Source organism: Christiangramia portivictoriae DSM 23547 (assembly GCF_000423045.1).
Taxonomy (GTDB): Bacteria; Bacteroidota; Bacteroidia; order Flavobacteriales; family Flavobacteriaceae; genus Christiangramia; species Christiangramia portivictoriae.
Genome location: NZ_AUHF01000001.1, coordinates 464,845 through 480,490, shown reverse-complemented (window position 1 = coordinate 480,490; position 15,646 = coordinate 464,845). Strand labels below are relative to the sequence as shown.

The following is a 15,646-nucleotide window of genomic DNA, read 5'->3' as shown; positions in this document are numbered from 1 at the left end:
TTGCGGCTAAGTTAATTAAACTTCAGACTTTAAGCTTTTCAGGAAAACAAAACCAAAACCGGCGAACAACATCAGGTGGAAAATGATGAGTCCGAACTCCTGAAGTCTGAAAGCACTATAAATGGCAAATCCAAAATACAGGAATAGCAAGCCTTCAATAATCACATTTCTGGAAAACTTACCAGACAGGTATTTGTTCCCTTTCCATTTACCTCCACCTTCGGCTATGTTGAACTTTGGTGTTCTTATAAATTCTGAACGTTTCCCGAGATGACCTTCCAGCACAGCCAGGGAATTATGAACTGAAAATCCCATGGCTATGGAAAAAAAGGTTAGAAACATTCCTACAAACCTTAAAAATGATCTGAAACCCTTTCCATGAATTCTTGACCAGGCCACATAGTAACAAAGAAAAAAGATGAGTGTACTCAAGGCAAAAACTGCGACCAGATTGAAATACCAGTCGAAAGCCGGATTGGAATTCTTGATATAAAGTACCGGCAGACTAAGCACCGCAAGAAACAATACGATCAAAAACATACTGGAGTTCAAAAGATGAAAAAATCCATGAAATTTTGTACTAAAGGATGCAGATCTATCTCTTAAAAGTTTACCGTAGTTTTTCCTGAAATTCTCTGCAGCACCTTTGTTCCATCGAAACTGCTGACTCCGTGCGGCACTGATTACCACAGGCAATTCGGCCGGAGTTTCAACATGTTCAAGGTATTTGAATTCCCATTTTTTCATCTGTGCCCTGTAACTTAGATCCAGATCTTCAGTAAGCGTATCACCACTCCAGTTTCCGGCATCCAGAATGCATTCTTTTCTCCATATTCCCGCCGTACCGTTAAAATTGATAAAATTACGCCCAAAATTTCTTCCGGTCTGTTCCATGATAAAGTGAAAATCAAGCGCGAAAGCCTGTATCCTGGTAAGCAACGAATAATCACGGTTTAGATGTCCCCAACGGGTTTGAACCACCCCGATACGCGGATTCTTGAAATAAGGCAATGTTTGTTTCAGCCAGTTTTTGCCCGGTACAAAATCTGAATCGAATACAGCAATATATTCCCCGCGGGCGATCTCCAGACCTTCTTTCAGGGCGCCGGCCTTAAAACCAGTACGTGTTTTACGTCGAATATGCTGAATATCCAATCCTTCCTGCCTGAGCTGCTGTACCAGCAAGGAAGTAATATGTACAGAATCATCAGTAGAATCATCAAGTACCTGAATTTCCAGCTTCTCCCTGGGATAGTCGACCTTTGAAATATTCTTCAGCAAACGCTCCACCACATAGGCTTCATTATAAAGTGGTAATTGTATGGTTACATATGGATAGGCATCACTGCCTTCAAAATTAAATTTACTCGCAGTATCATTTGATTTTAAAGCCTTGAAATAATTGATCAAAAGATGTAGCTGCGAAAGGCTGTAGATAAAGATAACCAGCAACGCGAGTGTGTAAAGTATGATCACCAGCAGGTCTATCATTTAAAACTGTATTTGAAGATCCATCCCAAAATTTTCACACCTGCAAAGATAGCACCTTTAAGTGTTCCTGAAACTTTGGATACCCCGATCCTGTTTCGATAATGTACCGGGATTTCAGCATATTTTAAATTTTTCCGAAGCGCCTTTAACTGCATTTCTACCGTCCAGCCATAGGTTTTGTCTTCCATTTCCAGCTGAAGCAATTTTGGATATTTGATCGCCCGGAATGGTCCAAGATCTGTAAATGTGGAGCTGAAGAACAGTCTCATCAAACTTGTTGCCAGCCAGTTTCCAAAGATCTGCGGAAAGGTCATGGAACCAGGTTCACGCCATTCCTTTACCCTTGCTCCTACTACAAAATCTTTGTCTTCTTCGATGATTGGCTGAATGATCCTGACCAATTCTGAAGGATAATCGGAATAATCGCCATCCAGAAAGACAATAATATCCGGTTTAGCCGACTGTTCAGAGATGTATTGCATTCCTTTTAAGCAGGCATAGCCATAGCCTTTTCGAGGCTCCCGAAGTACGGTTGCACCTGCAGCGGCAGCATTAGCTTCCGTAGCATCTGTAGAATTGTTACTAACCACGATCACTTCCTCCACGATGTCAGGAATGTCATTGATCACTAAACCTATTGAATCGGCTTCGTTATAGGCTGGAATGATTACTTTGATGGAAGAATGCATGCGTAATTATTCAGTTCAGCTTAAGAAGTGCGAAAATAGGAGAACTCCTTACAAATTATAGGCTTTTCTGCTTCAGAAGATCCAAAAGATCTACATTTTCTCCAACAACCCCATTTTCAGTAGTAATTCGGTTATTGGTAGAACCATTTTCAAGTTTGAGAACACCTCTGGGACAAACGGCAGAGCAAATTCCGCAGCCAACACAACTGGATCGAACAATGTTCTCCCCTTTTTGCGCATAGGCACGTACATCGATCCCCATTTCACAATAGGTTGAGCAATTTCCGCACGAAATACACTGCCCTCCGTTGGTTGTAATTCTGAATTTTGAAAATAAGCGTTGCTGCATTCCCAAAATAGCTGCCATAGGACAACCAAACCGACACCAGACTCTGTTCCCGAAAATTGGATAAAAACCGGTACCTATGACTCCGCTAAAAATAGACCCTATCAGGAATCCGTAGGCCTGGCGCAAATTTTCGGCATTGAACAAAAATAAGTTCTGCCCGCTGAAGTAATGAAAAGCGATCAATCCTAGGATGATTACCAGGTAGCCTATCGCTCCATAACGGGCATCTTTTTGTAATTCTTGTCTTTTGAAATACCAGATCGCTGCAAACAAGAGGCTTAGAAAAACCCCAACCCCAATAAGGAAAACATCTCTTGTAAGCCAGTATTTTGATGAATCGTAACCAAGGTAGCTGTAAACGACCGCTGTTGTCATCAAAACCACGAATACCAGCACGCTATGTACCACCCATCGTTCAACTTTCCAGGCAAAAAGACTTTTATCTGAAAGCTGGCGATAAGGATCACCGGCAGTTTCAGCGAGGCCGCCACAACCGCATACCCAACTGCAGTACCATCTTTTCCCATATTTATAGGTTAGTATAGGCGTAATCACAAAAATTGAAACTACCCCAAAGATCAGCAGGGCAAGACCTATATCTCCGGAAGAAAGAAAACCATCTATCCTGTATTGCTCGAAATTGTAATAATTAAGTGGCCAGATGTTCTTTAGGTCGTAGTAAGGCAGGTTCATGCCATCATCGTTAAGCCTGGACATGAATTCGGGAATAAGGAATGCGAAAGCTAGCTGAAAGAACATGACACTGTAAGTTCTCAGTTTTTCATAGCGATTATGCCTGTATTTCCATAAGAACTTTACTCCGAAAGCCAGGATAGCGATCGTATATAAAGTTCCATACACAAACCACTGGCTTGCTGGATTACCACTAAGCAGATAACTTAAAGGATCAAAAAGAGCGATCAATCCTACGTTATCTCCTTGTGCTCTTAAACCAAGATACTCGGGGTAGAAATAGAGCAAAATATAAAACCCGGTCAAACCAAGACCGGTAAGATAAGCCAGGTAGCCGCGACTGGTCATGCTTTTAAACCAGACACCGTCGTTCTTGATACCCGCAGGCCTACCGGAATATGTTGCCTGGGCGAACCAACAAATTCCAGCAATGATGGATCCCAAAGCGATACTTAACCACAAAACTTTATTGGGAAAATTAAGATTGAAGGCAGCCAGACAAAGGATGATTAGACCAGACATCCCGAGGAAACTTGCCAATTTCTGTCCTGTATTTAGAGTTGCTGCAGCCTCCCCGGTTACAGACATGTTTTGTTCTATTCTACTCATCAAGTATTTTGTAAATTTTTGGTAAAGTATTTAAAGATTTCAGCTTCATGACGCTCGTAAAATTCTGGATCGAAATTAGCTGCTTTTAGGTTTGACAGGACATGCGTGATCGTCTTCTCTTCATTTAGCCATCTATCAAAAACTTTCTGTCGCATTCTTATTCCGAAGGTATTAATGCCCTTAAACTTTCCAGTTTCAGTGTCGAAAGCGATGGTAATCGCCTTTTCTCCACTTTCATGCTGCCAGTGAAAATGCTGCTCATTTAGACCCGGTTTATTAAAAACCCAGCCATATGTTTGATATTCGATATCAAAAAATTTGGCTGAATTGAACCAGTTTCCAGGTTGGTAGGAAGTTCTGGTTCCAGTAACCGTCTGCGCTACAGTTTCGCCCATGATCCTACCGGTATACCAAACTGCCTCCACAGGTTTTCGTAGTCCTATGGCTTTTTTCTGCTGGGCACAGTCTCCAATGGCATAAACATCGGGAACACTGGTCTCCAGAAATTCGTTGACCAGAATGCCTTTGTGGGTTTCAATATCCAGGGACTCCAGAAATTTTATGTTTGGTCTTACACCCGCGCAAAGACCCACAAATTCGCAGGGGATCTCTTCGCCAGATGTAGTCCTTATTGCCCTAACCCTGCCTTGTTCATCTCCAAGAACCTCTTCAAGCTCTGTTTCATGCCTCAGGTCTATTCCATGCGCAAGGATATGCTCAGAGATCATCTTTGCATCCTGCGGCGGTAATACACTGCTCCAAAAGCCATTTTCCCTCACCAGCAAAGTGACCGGAATTTTGCGCGTATGCAGCATTTCTGCGAGCTCAACACCAATGAGTCCGCCGCCAATAACCACAGCGTGATGAATACCAGAAGTTCTTTCCTCCAGCTTTTCCAGGTCCTGCTTAGTGACCATTCCCTGTACGCCATCAAGATCTTCTCCCGGCCAGCCAAAACGATTCGGCAAGGAACCGGTGGCCAGAATAAGTTTGTCGTAGCGCAATGTTTCCCTGGAAGAAAAACCAAGCTCTTTATTCTTAAAATCTATATGATCAACCCAGGCATTTATGAGTTCTATTCGATTTTTTTCCCAGAACCAGTCTTCATAAGGCTTCAAATGATCCCACTTCATATGTCCCATATAGACATACATCAAGGCGGTACGCGAGAAAAAATAGTCTGATTCCCCGGAAATTACGGTGATCCTGCAGTCTGAAGCTTTTCTAATATGCCGGGCAGCGGTGATACCAGCGATTCCATTTCCTATGATAACGATATGCTCCATATAATTTTATAATTTGCTGCGAACGGCAAGGTATTTAGTAAAATAAGCTGAAAATTACTACAAACCCAATATCTTAGGTAATAAATAACGCAAACATGCAGTGGAAATCGGCACTTATCATATTTCAGATCTTTTTAATGGTCGGTTTACTTACAGCATCCTGTCAAACAAAATTGCCGGAATCAAAAATGAATGGAATTAGTCTCGTGGCTTCCCGGGACTCTATACTTGACACCGAAGCTGATTATGTAGCTGAAACTGAAGCGAATTACATTGCCCTGATGCCATTCGCTTTTCTACCCGACCAGGAAGATCCCCAGCTAAGATTTAACATAAAAAGACAGTGGTTTGGGGAACGACAGGAAGGTATTGAACATACTGTCTCAAAATTAAGAGAGCGCAATTTAAAGATCATGGTCAAACCTCAGATCTGGATCAGGAATGGCGGCTTTACCGGAGATTTGCAATTTGAAACTGAAGTAGACTGGAAACAATTCGAAGATTCTTATGCTGAATTCATTCTTCTATATGCTGAAATTTCAGAAGAACTTGATGTGGAACTTCTCTGTATTGGAACCGAACTTTTCAATTTTGTAAGCAACAGGCCAGCTTTCTGGAATCGCCTCATTTCCGAAGTAAGAGCGATATACAGCGGGCAGATCACCTATGCTGAAAACTGGGATAAATTTGATCAAACTACAATATGGAATGAGCTGGATTATATAGGCGTGGACGCTTATTTTCCTATTAGCACAGAAGCTTCACCAGAAACTGATCAGATAAAAAAAGGCTGGGAACCTCATCTTAATTCACTTGAAACCGTATCTGAAAAATTCAGCAAGCAAATCATCTTTACAGAATTTGGGTATAGAAGTATTGATTTCACTTTGAAAACTCCCTGGAATTCTGAAAGGGAACATCCCGGTCTCAATTTTAATTTACAGGCAAATGCGTATCGTGTGATTTTTGATCAAATATGGTCCAAAGACTGGTTTGCCGGCGGTTTTCTCTGGAAATGGCATCAGGAAACCGGTAGTGGCGGACTCGAAAATTCCAGGTTCACTCCTCAAAACAAACCTGCGGAAAAGGTGATAAAAGAGTTTTATAGCAGTTTCAGGAATTAACCCGCTTGTAATAGTGAGAGCGTAGATCTTCAGCCGTAGCGCCAAATCTTCTTTTCCAGTAGATTTCGAGAAATAATTTCTGTGTTTTCCAAACTCCCATGCGATCGTATAAACGTGCAGAGGTCGTAAGCCATTTCTTGATCACCGTAAAAGAAGCATGCTTATAAAGACGCTTGATAAATTCGTTGTCTTCATAAACCGTATAACTTTCATCAAATCCCTGAAGCCTATGGAAAAGTTTGCTGGTTACAAAAAGTGATTGGTCTCCTCCCCTACATGAAAGATGATTGAATTTCGTGAAAAACCCCATTAAATTCAGCCACCAGTGGTTCTTATCGAAACGCATTTGAAAACAACCACAGTCATGACCATTTTCGACAGCTTTCATGATTAGTTTATCAAAATTTTCTGGTGGAAAACTATCGGCATGCAGGAAATATAGTAGTTCGCCAATGGCTTTTCCAGCACCAAAATTCATTTGAACTGCCCGGCCTTTTTCAGATAAATGATAAGTAACCTTAGGGTGTTCACTGGCAATACGTGAAGTTCCATCTGTACTTCCTCCATCGACAACAAGTATTTCCCGAATATGAAAAGAAGAAGCAGTTTCCAGGTATTCCAGCAAAGCCGGAAGCTGCTTCTCTTCATTATAGACCGGGATAATGATACTTATCACAGAATTTATTTTGCTTCGTTCAGGTTCCAGTCGTAATTCTTATACTCTACCCGGGCATTGGAGTTGATCTTCACTTCTGAATATTGGTTAACGTACTCGGTCAAAGAACCATCCTCAGTAAAATCTTTCTTATACCAGTCAAAGATCGACGAAAGCTTCAGCTGGGAAGCCGAAATGTCATTCTTATCTGAATTGATAAATTCATTCGTAGCTTTCTCCAGCTGCTTCTCGATATTCTCGCTAGTGTACGCTTCATTCATAAGTTTGGGGCAGCTTATCGATGCGCAATTGATCGCAAAGTGAATTCTGGGCTCATCCATTTTTCGCAACAAGCTGTTTTCAATAGCACCGAGTGAGATTTCCTTGTCCCCAATTCTAACGAACTCCTTTGTCCATGCTCCGGAAATATCTTTGATACTCTTCACTGGATAATTCCGAAGGATTAGATCCACCGTATACGCATTATAAAGATTGATATAATATGCCAGAAGCTGGTCGCGATTCCAGGAATCATCTGGCTGCATGGAAGATAGCATCTTCAGATAATCGTCAAGTGCAGCACGGTCTTTCTGGAAACCCTTATAATCTACCATTCCGTCGCTAGATACATGCTTTTTCAGAAGTTTATCCCAACTAGAATGATCTACTTTTTGCTCGGCAGCTGCAGAAGTATTTGCAGCGTCTGGAGTGGGCAGCCCTTTACTATTAAACCCTGCACTTGAAATAAGGTTACAGGATTGACAAATGAATGCCCCTGAAACCAGGATCAGGAAACTTAAAAATACTTTCTTCATAATATTAAAATTTATTAGCAGCACCCACCACCATCGTAATGCCAGGTGGACTCGCTAATGTAAATATCATCTCTTCCAAGATCTGCCAGCGCGCCTGCAGTTTTATCACAAATTGCAATGGGCTGGTTCTTTAGTAAAATATGTCCTTTCTGATCATCAAAATGATCTTCGTCTCCATAATAGATCGCAGCTTTACCAGTAAAGATGCATGGCCCGTCCTCTGGCATTGGATCTTTAATTGCTGCTACTTCAATAGATTCGATATAGATCAATTCCTCTGTAGGATAATTTTTGGGATCCAGAATTCTATAAGGCTTTCTGGCCCTGATCTCAATAGTTCCAAAACCAGCATCGGTAAGTGCTTTTACATAGTCTTTGATGCTCAGGCTTCCTGAAAGACAAAGTGCCCTTAGTCGCTCATCATTTCTAAGCTCATCGTTCATTTCCTGCTCACAGGTTGGATCGCTCATCACAAGCCTACCGTGTGGCTTCAGCACCCGATACATCTCATTTAGAGCCTGAGTAAGCTCTTCAGTTTTGAAAATATTGAAGAGACAGTTCTGTGCGGCGACATCTATAGAGTTATCTTCTACTGGTAAAGCTGTAGCATCTCCTTTTCTAAGATCTACAAATTCAGACTTAAACCATGGATTCTGTGCCTCAGCCTCCACGAAGTTCTTACGGGAAGCTTCCAGCATTTCATCTACCACGTCTACTCCAACCACTCCAGATTTCATTCTGGAAAAGTAAGCGAACTGTAAAAGTTCCATTCCGCCGCCAACTCCTACGTAAAGTGTACGCGGATTATTTGTCAGATCCCGGGCATGTACTGTGGAACCACAACCGTAATTCATCTCCTGCATGATCTTCGGAATCTTTAATCCCGGAAGTTCCCAAATTGGGTTTGTGGTGCAGCATAATCCAACATCTGGCGTAAGCGCAGCTTCACGATATACATCTTTAGTGATCTCTAAATAACTCATCTATAATTTCTTTAGTAACTCTTTAAATAATTTGACCATATCTGGCTCTGCCTTGGCAGCCATCGCCAGAATTTCCTGAATATCTACTTTTTCGAGATTGTCTGGATCCCCTTTATCTGTGATTACCGAAATTGCTGAAACAGGGATTCCCAAATGATTGGCAACGATCACTTCCGGCACTGTACTCATTCCAACGGCATCTGCACCAATGATCTTTAGATACCGGTATTCAGCACGGGTTTCCAGCTGTGGACCAAGTACCGATGCATACACCCCTTTGTGCAATGTGATCCCTAATTCCTGAGCTGTGCTTTCGAACTGCTCGTTCATGGACCTGTCATAGGGTTCGCTCATGTCCACAAAACGTTCTCCCAGATGTTCAACACCATGGAACGCCAGCGGGGAACCGCCCTGAAGGTTGATATGATCATCGATAAGCATTAACTCACCTTTACCATAATCCAGGTTAATCGCTCCAGACGCATTTGAGACCAGCAAGCGTTTCATTCCCAAACGTTTCATGACCCTTACCGGAAAAGTAACATCAAAAAGACTATAGCCTTCATACAAATGAAATCTTCCTTGCATGATGACCACTTTTTTTCCTGCCAGGGTTCCAAAGATTAATTTTCCCTTGTGAAACTCTACTGTGGCCGTTGGAAAATAGGGTATATGGTTATAACTCGCAGTGGCTTCAATTTCAACATCTTCCAGTAGTTTCCCTAATCCTGTACCCAAGATGATCCCAACTTCCGGTTCACCGAATCCTTTGGATTTCAAGTAATCAACCGATTCGTTTATTCTATCTGTCATTATTAATAATTTTTTGAAATACCGGAATATTCCTGATGTCTTCCTCCGTATCTATATCATTTTTAAGAGGCAGCACTTTATAAGTTCCAGCCTGCATATCCTGGAGACTTTGCTCAAATACACTCGAAGTACTCCAGGCTTTATTGATGAATAAAGCCGAATTTAATGATTTCATTCCTAATAAATAGTATCCACCATCTTCTGCCGGTCCAATCACATGATCATGAGTTTCAAGTTCTGTAAAGGCCGCTGCCAGATCTGATTCATCTAGGTCATAAAGATCGCTTCCAATGATTACAATTTTCCTGTAACCTTCAGAAAATCCAGCTTTAAATGCCGCTTCCATTTTCGCTCCCAGATCTCCTTCCACCTGCAATCTTTTCTGAAAATAGTGGTCTTCCCAAATGTCGTTTTCACCAATATTCCATGCGTAATAAACCTGCTTATCTACATCAAGCTGTTCGGTTACTTTCTTCGTATGCTTCAGCAAAAACTGATATACTTCCAGGGCTTTGTTATCACCAATTCCCTTTGCGAGACGGGTTTTCACCTTGCCTAGGACTGGGTTTTTCGTAAATATGATTAAAAGATCTTCTTTAGACACTTAGTAAATTTTTTCTCCATTTTTAAGATATTTTGACCAGTGTTTTGAGAAAGTATGAATTTTTTCGGTTTCCATCTCTTCCTGATCAAACACTGGAAATCCGGCGTTTTTCCATTCAAAGATACCGCCGTATAGATTTCTCACTTCTTTAAATCCCAAAGCCTGAATTTTATGCGCGATCTTCTCAGACCGGATGCCTATGGAGCAGTAAACCACGATCTTTTTATCTCTGGAGACCGTATCCAGCAGGCTTAAGTTTACATGATCATAGCCTATAAAACGGGAATTACGAAGGTGGCTGGTGCGGTATTCTTCACGTTCTCTGGCATCCAGGATGATCACCTCATCATTTAATTGATCCATGCGCAATTGCTCTACAGAAGTGTATGAAACATCCCCGGAGTTGTATTTTTTCAACAGTTCATCCAGCGAACTCTGGCTGTAAACAGAAGTCGCCAAAACCATGATAAAACTGAATACGAACCCCTGTACTTTCATTTTAAGTTACTGTTCCCTGGCAACTACTTCCCGCGCCTGCGGTACAACCATAGCAATGCTGTGAAATGATGATATTCCGATCATTCAGAATATCCTCGTTGTATTCGCTAATATGCTGAACTTTGGAATTCACTTTTAATTCCAGCATCTGGTTAAAATCGCAATCATACAACCATCCATCCCAACTTATGGAAATAGTGTTGGTACACATTACATTTTCAACAGCAGCCGGATTGTAAGCTTCAACCAGTGCATACATATAATCCTCATAATTTTCAGAAGCAATTAGATATTCCAGGAAGCGGCTTATTGGCAGGTTGGTAATGGCAAACAAATTGCCAAAATCAATATTGAAATCTTCTTTCAGGGCCTTTTTAAAATCCTGTTCCATTGCCTGTTGGTCTGTAGGTAAAAATGCACCGGAAGGATTATAGACCAGGTCCAGCTTCAAACCGGTACCTTCCTGCGCGTAACCCACCGCATTCAGCATTTGCAATGCCTTGATCGATTTGTCAAAGACGCCGCTACCTCTCTGCTTATCGGTTTTTTCTCTCTTGTAGAATGGAAGGGATGAAACTACATGAACATTATGCTTTTTAAAAAACTCCGGAAGATCGTGATACTTTTTATTTGCCAGAATGATCGTTAGATTGGATCTCACGATAAAATCCCTGATCCCGGCTTTTGCCGCCTCCTCAACGAACCACCTGAAGTTCGGGTTCATCTCTGGAGCTCCACCGGTAAGATCCAGGGTATGAGCCCCGGTATTTTTTATGACTTCCAGGCATTGTTTCATGGTTTCTACCGTCATGATCTCTTTACGATCTGGACCGGCATCTACATGACAATGTGAACAAACCTGATTACACATGTAACCAAGATTTAACTGCAGGATTTCAAGTTTTTTAGGCTTGAACGGCAGCTGATGAGTTTCTGCGATCTTATCCTTAAAATAAGGTAGCTCGCCTTCTTCAAATATGCCTTCGCTTAAAAATTCTAACTGGTTCTTGGGACTTGAAAGATCGTCTTTTCTTGCCTTCAGGGATTTTGTGATCATATAGTGTTTTCTATGTGTGTTTAGTTCTGCAGTTCACAGAAAACTTACATACTTAGCTTTTTGTATTTGTTCATCATTTGCACTCCGTGCACAAGCGTAGCTCCACTTTCTATGGCAGCTCCGGCATGGACAGCCTCCATCATCTCCTCTTTGGTAATGCCGCGTTGCAGTCCATCTCTTGTGTAAGCGTCTATACAATAAGGACACTTTACAACATGGGCCACAGCAAGGGCGATTAAAGATTTTTCGCGCGCAGAAAGTGCTCCTTCCTCGAAAACCTTACCATAATAATCAAAAAACTTGCTTCCCAGTTCCTCACTCCATTCAGTAATTTCTCCAAATTTTCTAAGGTCTGCCGGGTCATAATAATTTTTAGCCATCTATCTAATCTCTTGTATGCGTTGTTATATATAATTACGTAATAAACGAAGCTACAGTTTTTAATTATAAGACTCCGGTAATGGCAAGAATAATGAGTAGAAAAACTGCGATGATCGCAATGACTATCCAAAGTTTGGAACCGGAGTTCTGAACCCTGGTTTCTGTAGATTGATTTACTTTTTGTTCACTGTCACGATCTTCCTTTGGAACCGGTGATGATCTGTCTTTATCCTTATTCATAATTATAGTTTTACTGAAAAATAACGGAAATTCTTAGTGAAACCGATATGCCTTAAATTTTTAACATAGATTTTCGATTTGAATCCTAGCTTGCGAAATTGGAGTTAATGGTGATTTTTCACCAAAGACGCCTTAAACACTAACGTTTTTCGCAGAACCATTAGCTCAAATCATAATTTCTATAATCTTAATTCTTAATTTTTTTCACACAATCTTTAATTTTACCAATGTAGATTTTAAGATTTATCATTAAATAAAGCTTAACTTATTAAGCGAAAAAATAAGTATCATTTTATGAGAATTGATGTTCAAACGCTACCAGTGAATGAAATTGTTCAAAACATTGCGCAGTCGCTGGAAGCAGATGTACGAAATCGTAGTGGCGAACTTTTTATCGAAATCCCGTCTAAATTTGGTGAAGGCATTATTCGAGGGATCAGTTTTGACTCCGGCATGGGGTATATCACTTATGATTGTACATTCTCACAGGATGTTGAAATTCATTTTTCTTTAAACACTGTTCACCCTTTAAAGTTTATTTTTTGTTCAGAAGGTACTGTTAGCCATTGCTTTCAACACAGCTCTGAGGAACACACCATAGATACCTACCAGAATATTGTAGTGAGCAGCAGTGGTTACGATGGCCATATTCTTTACTTTAAGAAAGATGTAAAAACACATGTATCAAGCCTTGAAATCATTAGATCTGTATTTGCGCATCGCTCCAATTATGATTTTAAAGATCTCGATCCTACTCTGAAAGAACTGTTCAAAGATGCGGTTTCAAAAAAACAATTCTTTTACCAGGGAAATTATAGTATAAAGTCGGCAGACTTAATGGAGGAGATTAATACAAAAGATTTCACTGGATTTCTTCGCAATCTGTTTCTTGAAGGCAAAGCTTTTGAAATGCTTACCATACAGATAGACCAGTACCAGGATGACGAGAACGGCGAGAATTTGCCTAAAATCCTGAGAAAGTCTGATATTGAAAAAGTGAATTATGTTGCCAAAAGAATACAGGGCGATCTTAGTACAAATCTTTCCGTAGAGACCCTGGCGAAAGAGGCTGGAACTAATGTCAATAAACTTCAGGAAGGCTTTAAATATGTTTATGATCTTACTGTAAACAAATATATGCAGCACATTAAACTGGAGGCTGCCAAGGAAATGCTGAAACTTTCTGAAAAGAATATTTCAGAAATTGTTACTTCCATTGGACTAAATAACCGCAGTTATTTTTCGAAGATTTTTAAAGAAAAGTATGGAGTTAGCCCTAAGTACTTCCTGCAAACAAAAGCCAGTATCAAAGAAGAAGAATTCGAGGAAAATTAATCTTCCGCTTTTAAGAATTTCTTCGGAATCACTTCGGGATCGAAATCCCATAAGTACGGTAATAAATAATAGACGATCAGGCTTAGTAACAGGATACTCACGATATTCATCCAAATACCTGTTTTTATCATATCTGGAATCCTGAGGTAACCAGATCCAAAAACAACTGCATTAGGCGGAGTTGCCACTGGCAGCATGAATGCACAGGAGGCCGCAAGGGTTGCCCCTACCATCAAAAAATACGGGTGCAGATCCAGAGCCAGGGCCATCGAGGCAAGTATTGGCAGTAACATGGCAGTGGTAGCTAGGTTGGAAGTTACTTCGGTCAAAAAGTTTACTGCTGCTATTAATATAACCACTAACAATAGAAGCGGCAGGTTTTCTAGGTTCTTTAACTGCTCTCCAATCCAAACCGCAAGGCCACTTTCTCCAAAACCTTTCGCAAGTGCCATACCTCCACCGAACAATAAAATAATTCCCCAGGGAATTTTAACAGCCTCCTCCCAGGTAACCAGTTTCCTGTTTTTTTTTCCAGCCGGGATCAGGAAGAGAGCCACAGCTGCAATCATCGCTATAATCGTATCATCTATAAAAGGTAAAACTGGCTGGATAAGATAACTTCTACTAATCCAGCAAAAGGCGGTTATTGTAAAAACCACCAGAACTCTTTTCTCCTGAAGACTCATCCCGCCAAGTTCCATTTTCAGACGCTTAATTTCTGCCTTCCCTCCCGGAAATTCCGACTGTGTAAACCTGAAGGCTCTGGTAGTTAAATATTTCCAGCAAATAAGCAACAGTGCAACCGACACCGGTAAACCCAGAACGATCCATTTCGTGAAACTAATCTCAATGCCATAAATTTCTTCCACGATCCCGGCAAACACGAGATTGGGAGGAGTTCCAATCAATGTCGCAACTCCACCAATGGAAGCGCTATAGGCTATGGCCAGCATCAACGCCTTACCAAATATAGCATTTTCATTCTCCTTGCTGGCCGGGTTATCCTGTAACTGACTAATAATTGCGGTGCCAATAGGTAACATCATGACCGAAGTCGCGGTATTGCTTATCCACATGGAAAGAAAAGCGGTCGCAGCCATAAATCCCAGGATGATCATCTTAACATCTGCACCTATGAAGTTAATGATACTCAGGGCGATTCTTCTATGCAGATCCCATTTTTCTATTGCGACTGCCAGAATAAAACCTCCCAAATATAAAAACACATATTTATGACCAAAAGCCGCAGTAGTAGCATCTATACTTACCGCTCCAGTCAATGGAAAGAGAATGATAGGCAGTAATGCCGTTACCGCAATAGGAATAGCTTCTGAAACCCACCAAACAGCCATCCATAGAGTAATACAAAGCACGTCGAAAGCACCTGCCGGCATAGAATCTGGTCGGCCTAAGAGCTGCAGGATAACAAATAGTAATGGCCCGGCAACGAGCGCGATCATTTTAACCTTAGAATTCATATATTTCAAAATGCTGAAGATATTGAATAATTCTTTTCAGCAAAATTCTTCAAATAAAGCCTTTAATAAAAAATGAAACCGAAGAAACTTACCATTCTTACAAAGATCCAGATCGCTGAAAGTAGGGAAAAGGTTTTCCATACCGTTGCAAACGCCAGGGACCTTAGCAAATTCTTTGTTTCTGAAGCCAGTTTAAATCTGGAAACTGGTAATCACGTCATCTGGAAGTTCCCGGAATTTAAATCTATGGAGGTGAAAGTGAAAGTGATAAAGGCTGATTCGCCCGAAATAATAGTACTTAACTGGGAAGGTGCTGAAAATCATATAACCACGGTTACGTTTAAGTTTACAGCAATTGGAAACGATCAGACACTGCTAGCAATAAAGGAGGAAGAAATGCTTAATAATGAGCACGGTATCGCGTGGCTAGCCAGAAATACCGAAGGTTGGGCTAATTTTCTCGCGAGTCTCAAAGCATATCTCGAATATGGCATCAATTTGAGAAAAGGAGCTTTCGAATTTCTAAAATATGATGATTCATAAAAA

17 protein-coding genes are annotated in these 15,646 nt (G+C 41.0%); 3 read left to right on the top strand and 14 right to left on the bottom strand.

From position 1 onward, the window contains the following. Positions 1 to 15 precede the first annotated feature (15 nt). Genes G529_RS0102320 through G529_RS0102305 form a run of 4 tightly spaced genes read right to left on the bottom strand, consistent with a single transcriptional unit; the run spans position 16 to position 5,117 of the window. Complete coding sequence (locus G529_RS0102320) at positions 16 to 1,491, bottom strand: cellulose synthase family protein (protein WP_035695402.1); 1,476 nt, start codon at positions 1,489 to 1,491, stop codon at positions 16 to 18. Further along, the gene (locus tag G529_RS0102315; RefSeq protein ID WP_026913997.1) at positions 1,488 to 2,180 is read right to left on the bottom strand and encodes a glycosyltransferase family 2 protein; all 693 of its coding nucleotides are present in this window, start codon (positions 2,178 to 2,180) and stop codon (positions 1,488 to 1,490) included. Before G529_RS0102315 ends, G529_RS0102320 begins: the two co-directional genes overlap by 4 nt. A 55-nt stretch (positions 2,181 to 2,235) precedes the next feature. Further along, positions 2,236 to 3,831, bottom strand: a complete 1,596-nt coding sequence (locus G529_RS0102310) for a 4Fe-4S binding protein (protein ID WP_035695401.1) — start codon at positions 3,829 to 3,831, stop codon at positions 2,236 to 2,238. After that, positions 3,831 to 5,117: an NAD(P)/FAD-dependent oxidoreductase gene (locus G529_RS0102305; protein ID WP_026913995.1), complete on the bottom strand. Its 1,287-nt coding sequence runs from the start codon at positions 5,115 to 5,117 to the stop codon at positions 3,831 to 3,833. Before G529_RS0102305 ends, G529_RS0102310 begins: the two co-directional genes overlap by 1 nt. Positions 5,118 to 5,212: 95 nt before the next feature. Between G529_RS0102305 and G529_RS0102300 the strand changes: the two genes are divergently transcribed. Beyond that, the gene (locus G529_RS0102300) at positions 5,213 to 6,241 is read left to right on the top strand and encodes a glycoside hydrolase family 113 (protein ID WP_035695400.1); all 1,029 of its coding nucleotides are present in this window, start codon (positions 5,213 to 5,215) and stop codon (positions 6,239 to 6,241) included. On the opposite strand, the gene G529_RS0102295 is transcribed toward G529_RS0102300, so the two are convergent. The 9 genes from G529_RS0102295 to G529_RS16460 all read right to left on the bottom strand — a co-directional run bounded on the left by G529_RS0102295 (position 6,231) and on the right by G529_RS16460 (position 12,287). Beyond that, a complete protein-coding gene (locus G529_RS0102295; RefSeq protein ID WP_026913993.1) occupies positions 6,231 to 6,917 on the bottom strand; it encodes a TIGR04283 family arsenosugar biosynthesis glycosyltransferase in 687 nt (228 codons plus the stop codon). The genes G529_RS0102300 and G529_RS0102295 overlap by 11 nt on opposite strands. A 5-nt stretch (positions 6,918 to 6,922) precedes the next feature. Then, positions 6,923 to 7,711 (bottom strand): DUF547 domain-containing protein, encoded by a 789-nt coding sequence (locus tag G529_RS0102290; RefSeq protein ID WP_026913992.1) that lies wholly within the window; start codon positions 7,709 to 7,711, stop codon positions 6,923 to 6,925. A 14-nt stretch (positions 7,712 to 7,725) separates the two neighbouring features. Then, positions 7,726 to 8,694, bottom strand: a complete 969-nt coding sequence (arsM, locus tag G529_RS0102285; RefSeq protein WP_026913991.1) for an arsenosugar biosynthesis arsenite methyltransferase ArsM — start codon at positions 8,692 to 8,694, stop codon at positions 7,726 to 7,728. Beyond that, the gene (locus G529_RS0102280; RefSeq protein ID WP_026913990.1) at positions 8,695 to 9,507 is read right to left on the bottom strand and encodes a purine-nucleoside phosphorylase; all 813 of its coding nucleotides are present in this window, start codon (positions 9,505 to 9,507) and stop codon (positions 8,695 to 8,697) included. After that, entirely contained in the window at positions 9,497 to 10,111 is a 615-nt protein-coding gene (locus tag G529_RS0102275) for a TIGR04282 family arsenosugar biosynthesis glycosyltransferase (protein ID WP_026913989.1), read from the bottom strand. The genes G529_RS0102280 and G529_RS0102275 overlap by 11 nt, the downstream gene beginning before the upstream one ends. After that, complete coding sequence (locus G529_RS0102270; protein WP_026913988.1) at positions 10,112 to 10,609, bottom strand: rhodanese-like domain-containing protein; 498 nt, start codon at positions 10,607 to 10,609, stop codon at positions 10,112 to 10,114. Position 10,610: 1 nt separating this feature from the next. Continuing rightward, entirely contained in the window at positions 10,611 to 11,666 is a 1,056-nt protein-coding gene (gene arsS / locus G529_RS0102265; protein WP_026913987.1) for an arsenosugar biosynthesis radical SAM (seleno)protein ArsS, read from the bottom strand. A 44-nt stretch (positions 11,667 to 11,710) separates the two neighbouring features. Continuing rightward, positions 11,711 to 12,046, bottom strand: coding sequence for an arsenosugar biosynthesis-associated peroxidase-like protein (locus G529_RS0102260; RefSeq protein WP_026913986.1), 336 nt, complete (start codon positions 12,044 to 12,046; stop codon positions 11,711 to 11,713). Positions 12,047 to 12,110: 64 nt separating this feature from the next. After that, positions 12,111 to 12,287, bottom strand: a complete 177-nt coding sequence (locus tag G529_RS16460; protein WP_157514517.1) for a hypothetical protein — start codon at positions 12,285 to 12,287, stop codon at positions 12,111 to 12,113. A 294-nt stretch (positions 12,288 to 12,581) separates the two neighbouring features. Between G529_RS16460 and G529_RS0102250 the strand changes: the two genes are divergently transcribed. Then, positions 12,582 to 13,622: a helix-turn-helix domain-containing protein gene (locus G529_RS0102250; RefSeq protein WP_026913985.1), complete on the top strand. Its 1,041-nt coding sequence runs from the start codon at positions 12,582 to 12,584 to the stop codon at positions 13,620 to 13,622. Here the strand turns inward: G529_RS0102250 and G529_RS15380 are convergent. After that, the gene (locus G529_RS15380; protein ID WP_035695398.1) at positions 13,619 to 15,100 is read right to left on the bottom strand and encodes an SLC13 family permease; all 1,482 of its coding nucleotides are present in this window, start codon (positions 15,098 to 15,100) and stop codon (positions 13,619 to 13,621) included. The genes G529_RS0102250 and G529_RS15380 overlap by 4 nt on opposite strands. A 72-nt stretch (positions 15,101 to 15,172) precedes the next feature. Here G529_RS15380 and G529_RS0102240 point away from each other — a divergent pair, with 72 nt between their 5' ends. Next, positions 15,173 to 15,643 (top strand): SRPBCC domain-containing protein, encoded by a 471-nt coding sequence (locus G529_RS0102240; RefSeq protein ID WP_026913984.1) that lies wholly within the window; start codon positions 15,173 to 15,175, stop codon positions 15,641 to 15,643. Positions 15,644 to 15,646 lie beyond the last annotated feature (3 nt).

Excerpts from the sequence above, each read along its gene's own strand:
- G529_RS0102300 (WP_035695400.1), top strand. The coding sequence starts at position 5,213 with ATGCAGTGGAAATCGGCACTTATCATATTTCAGATCTTTTTAATGGTC.
- G529_RS0102320 (WP_035695402.1), bottom strand. The coding sequence starts at position 1,491 with ATGATAGACCTGCTGGTGATCATACTTTACACACTCGCGTTGCTGGTT.
- G529_RS0102290 (WP_026913992.1), bottom strand. The coding sequence starts at position 7,711 with ATGAAGAAAGTATTTTTAAGTTTCCTGATCCTGGTTTCAGGGGCATTC.
- arsM (WP_026913991.1), bottom strand. The coding sequence starts at position 8,694 with ATGAGTTATTTAGAGATCACTAAAGATGTATATCGTGAAGCTGCGCTT.
- G529_RS15380 (WP_035695398.1), bottom strand. The coding sequence starts at position 15,100 with ATGAATTCTAAGGTTAAAATGATCGCGCTCGTTGCCGGGCCATTACTA.
- G529_RS0102315 (WP_026913997.1), bottom strand. The coding sequence starts at position 2,180 with ATGCATTCTTCCATCAAAGTAATCATTCCAGCCTATAACGAAGCCGAT.
- G529_RS0102310 (WP_035695401.1), bottom strand. The coding sequence starts at position 3,831 with ATGAGTAGAATAGAACAAAACATGTCTGTAACCGGGGAGGCTGCAGCA.
- G529_RS0102280 (WP_026913990.1), bottom strand. The coding sequence starts at position 9,507 with ATGACAGATAGAATAAACGAATCGGTTGATTACTTGAAATCCAAAGGA.
- G529_RS0102250 (WP_026913985.1), top strand. The coding sequence starts at position 12,582 with ATGAGAATTGATGTTCAAACGCTACCAGTGAATGAAATTGTTCAAAAC.
- G529_RS16460 (WP_157514517.1), bottom strand. The coding sequence starts at position 12,287 with ATGAATAAGGATAAAGACAGATCATCACCGGTTCCAAAGGAAGATCGT.
- arsS (WP_026913987.1), bottom strand. The coding sequence starts at position 11,666 with ATGATCACAAAATCCCTGAAGGCAAGAAAAGACGATCTTTCAAGTCCC.
- G529_RS0102240 (WP_026913984.1), top strand. The coding sequence starts at position 15,173 with ATGAAACCGAAGAAACTTACCATTCTTACAAAGATCCAGATCGCTGAA.
- G529_RS0102260 (WP_026913986.1), bottom strand. The coding sequence starts at position 12,046 with ATGGCTAAAAATTATTATGACCCGGCAGACCTTAGAAAATTTGGAGAA.
- G529_RS0102305 (WP_026913995.1), bottom strand. The coding sequence starts at position 5,117 with ATGGAGCATATCGTTATCATAGGAAATGGAATCGCTGGTATCACCGCT.
- G529_RS0102270 (WP_026913988.1), bottom strand. The coding sequence starts at position 10,609 with ATGAAAGTACAGGGGTTCGTATTCAGTTTTATCATGGTTTTGGCGACT.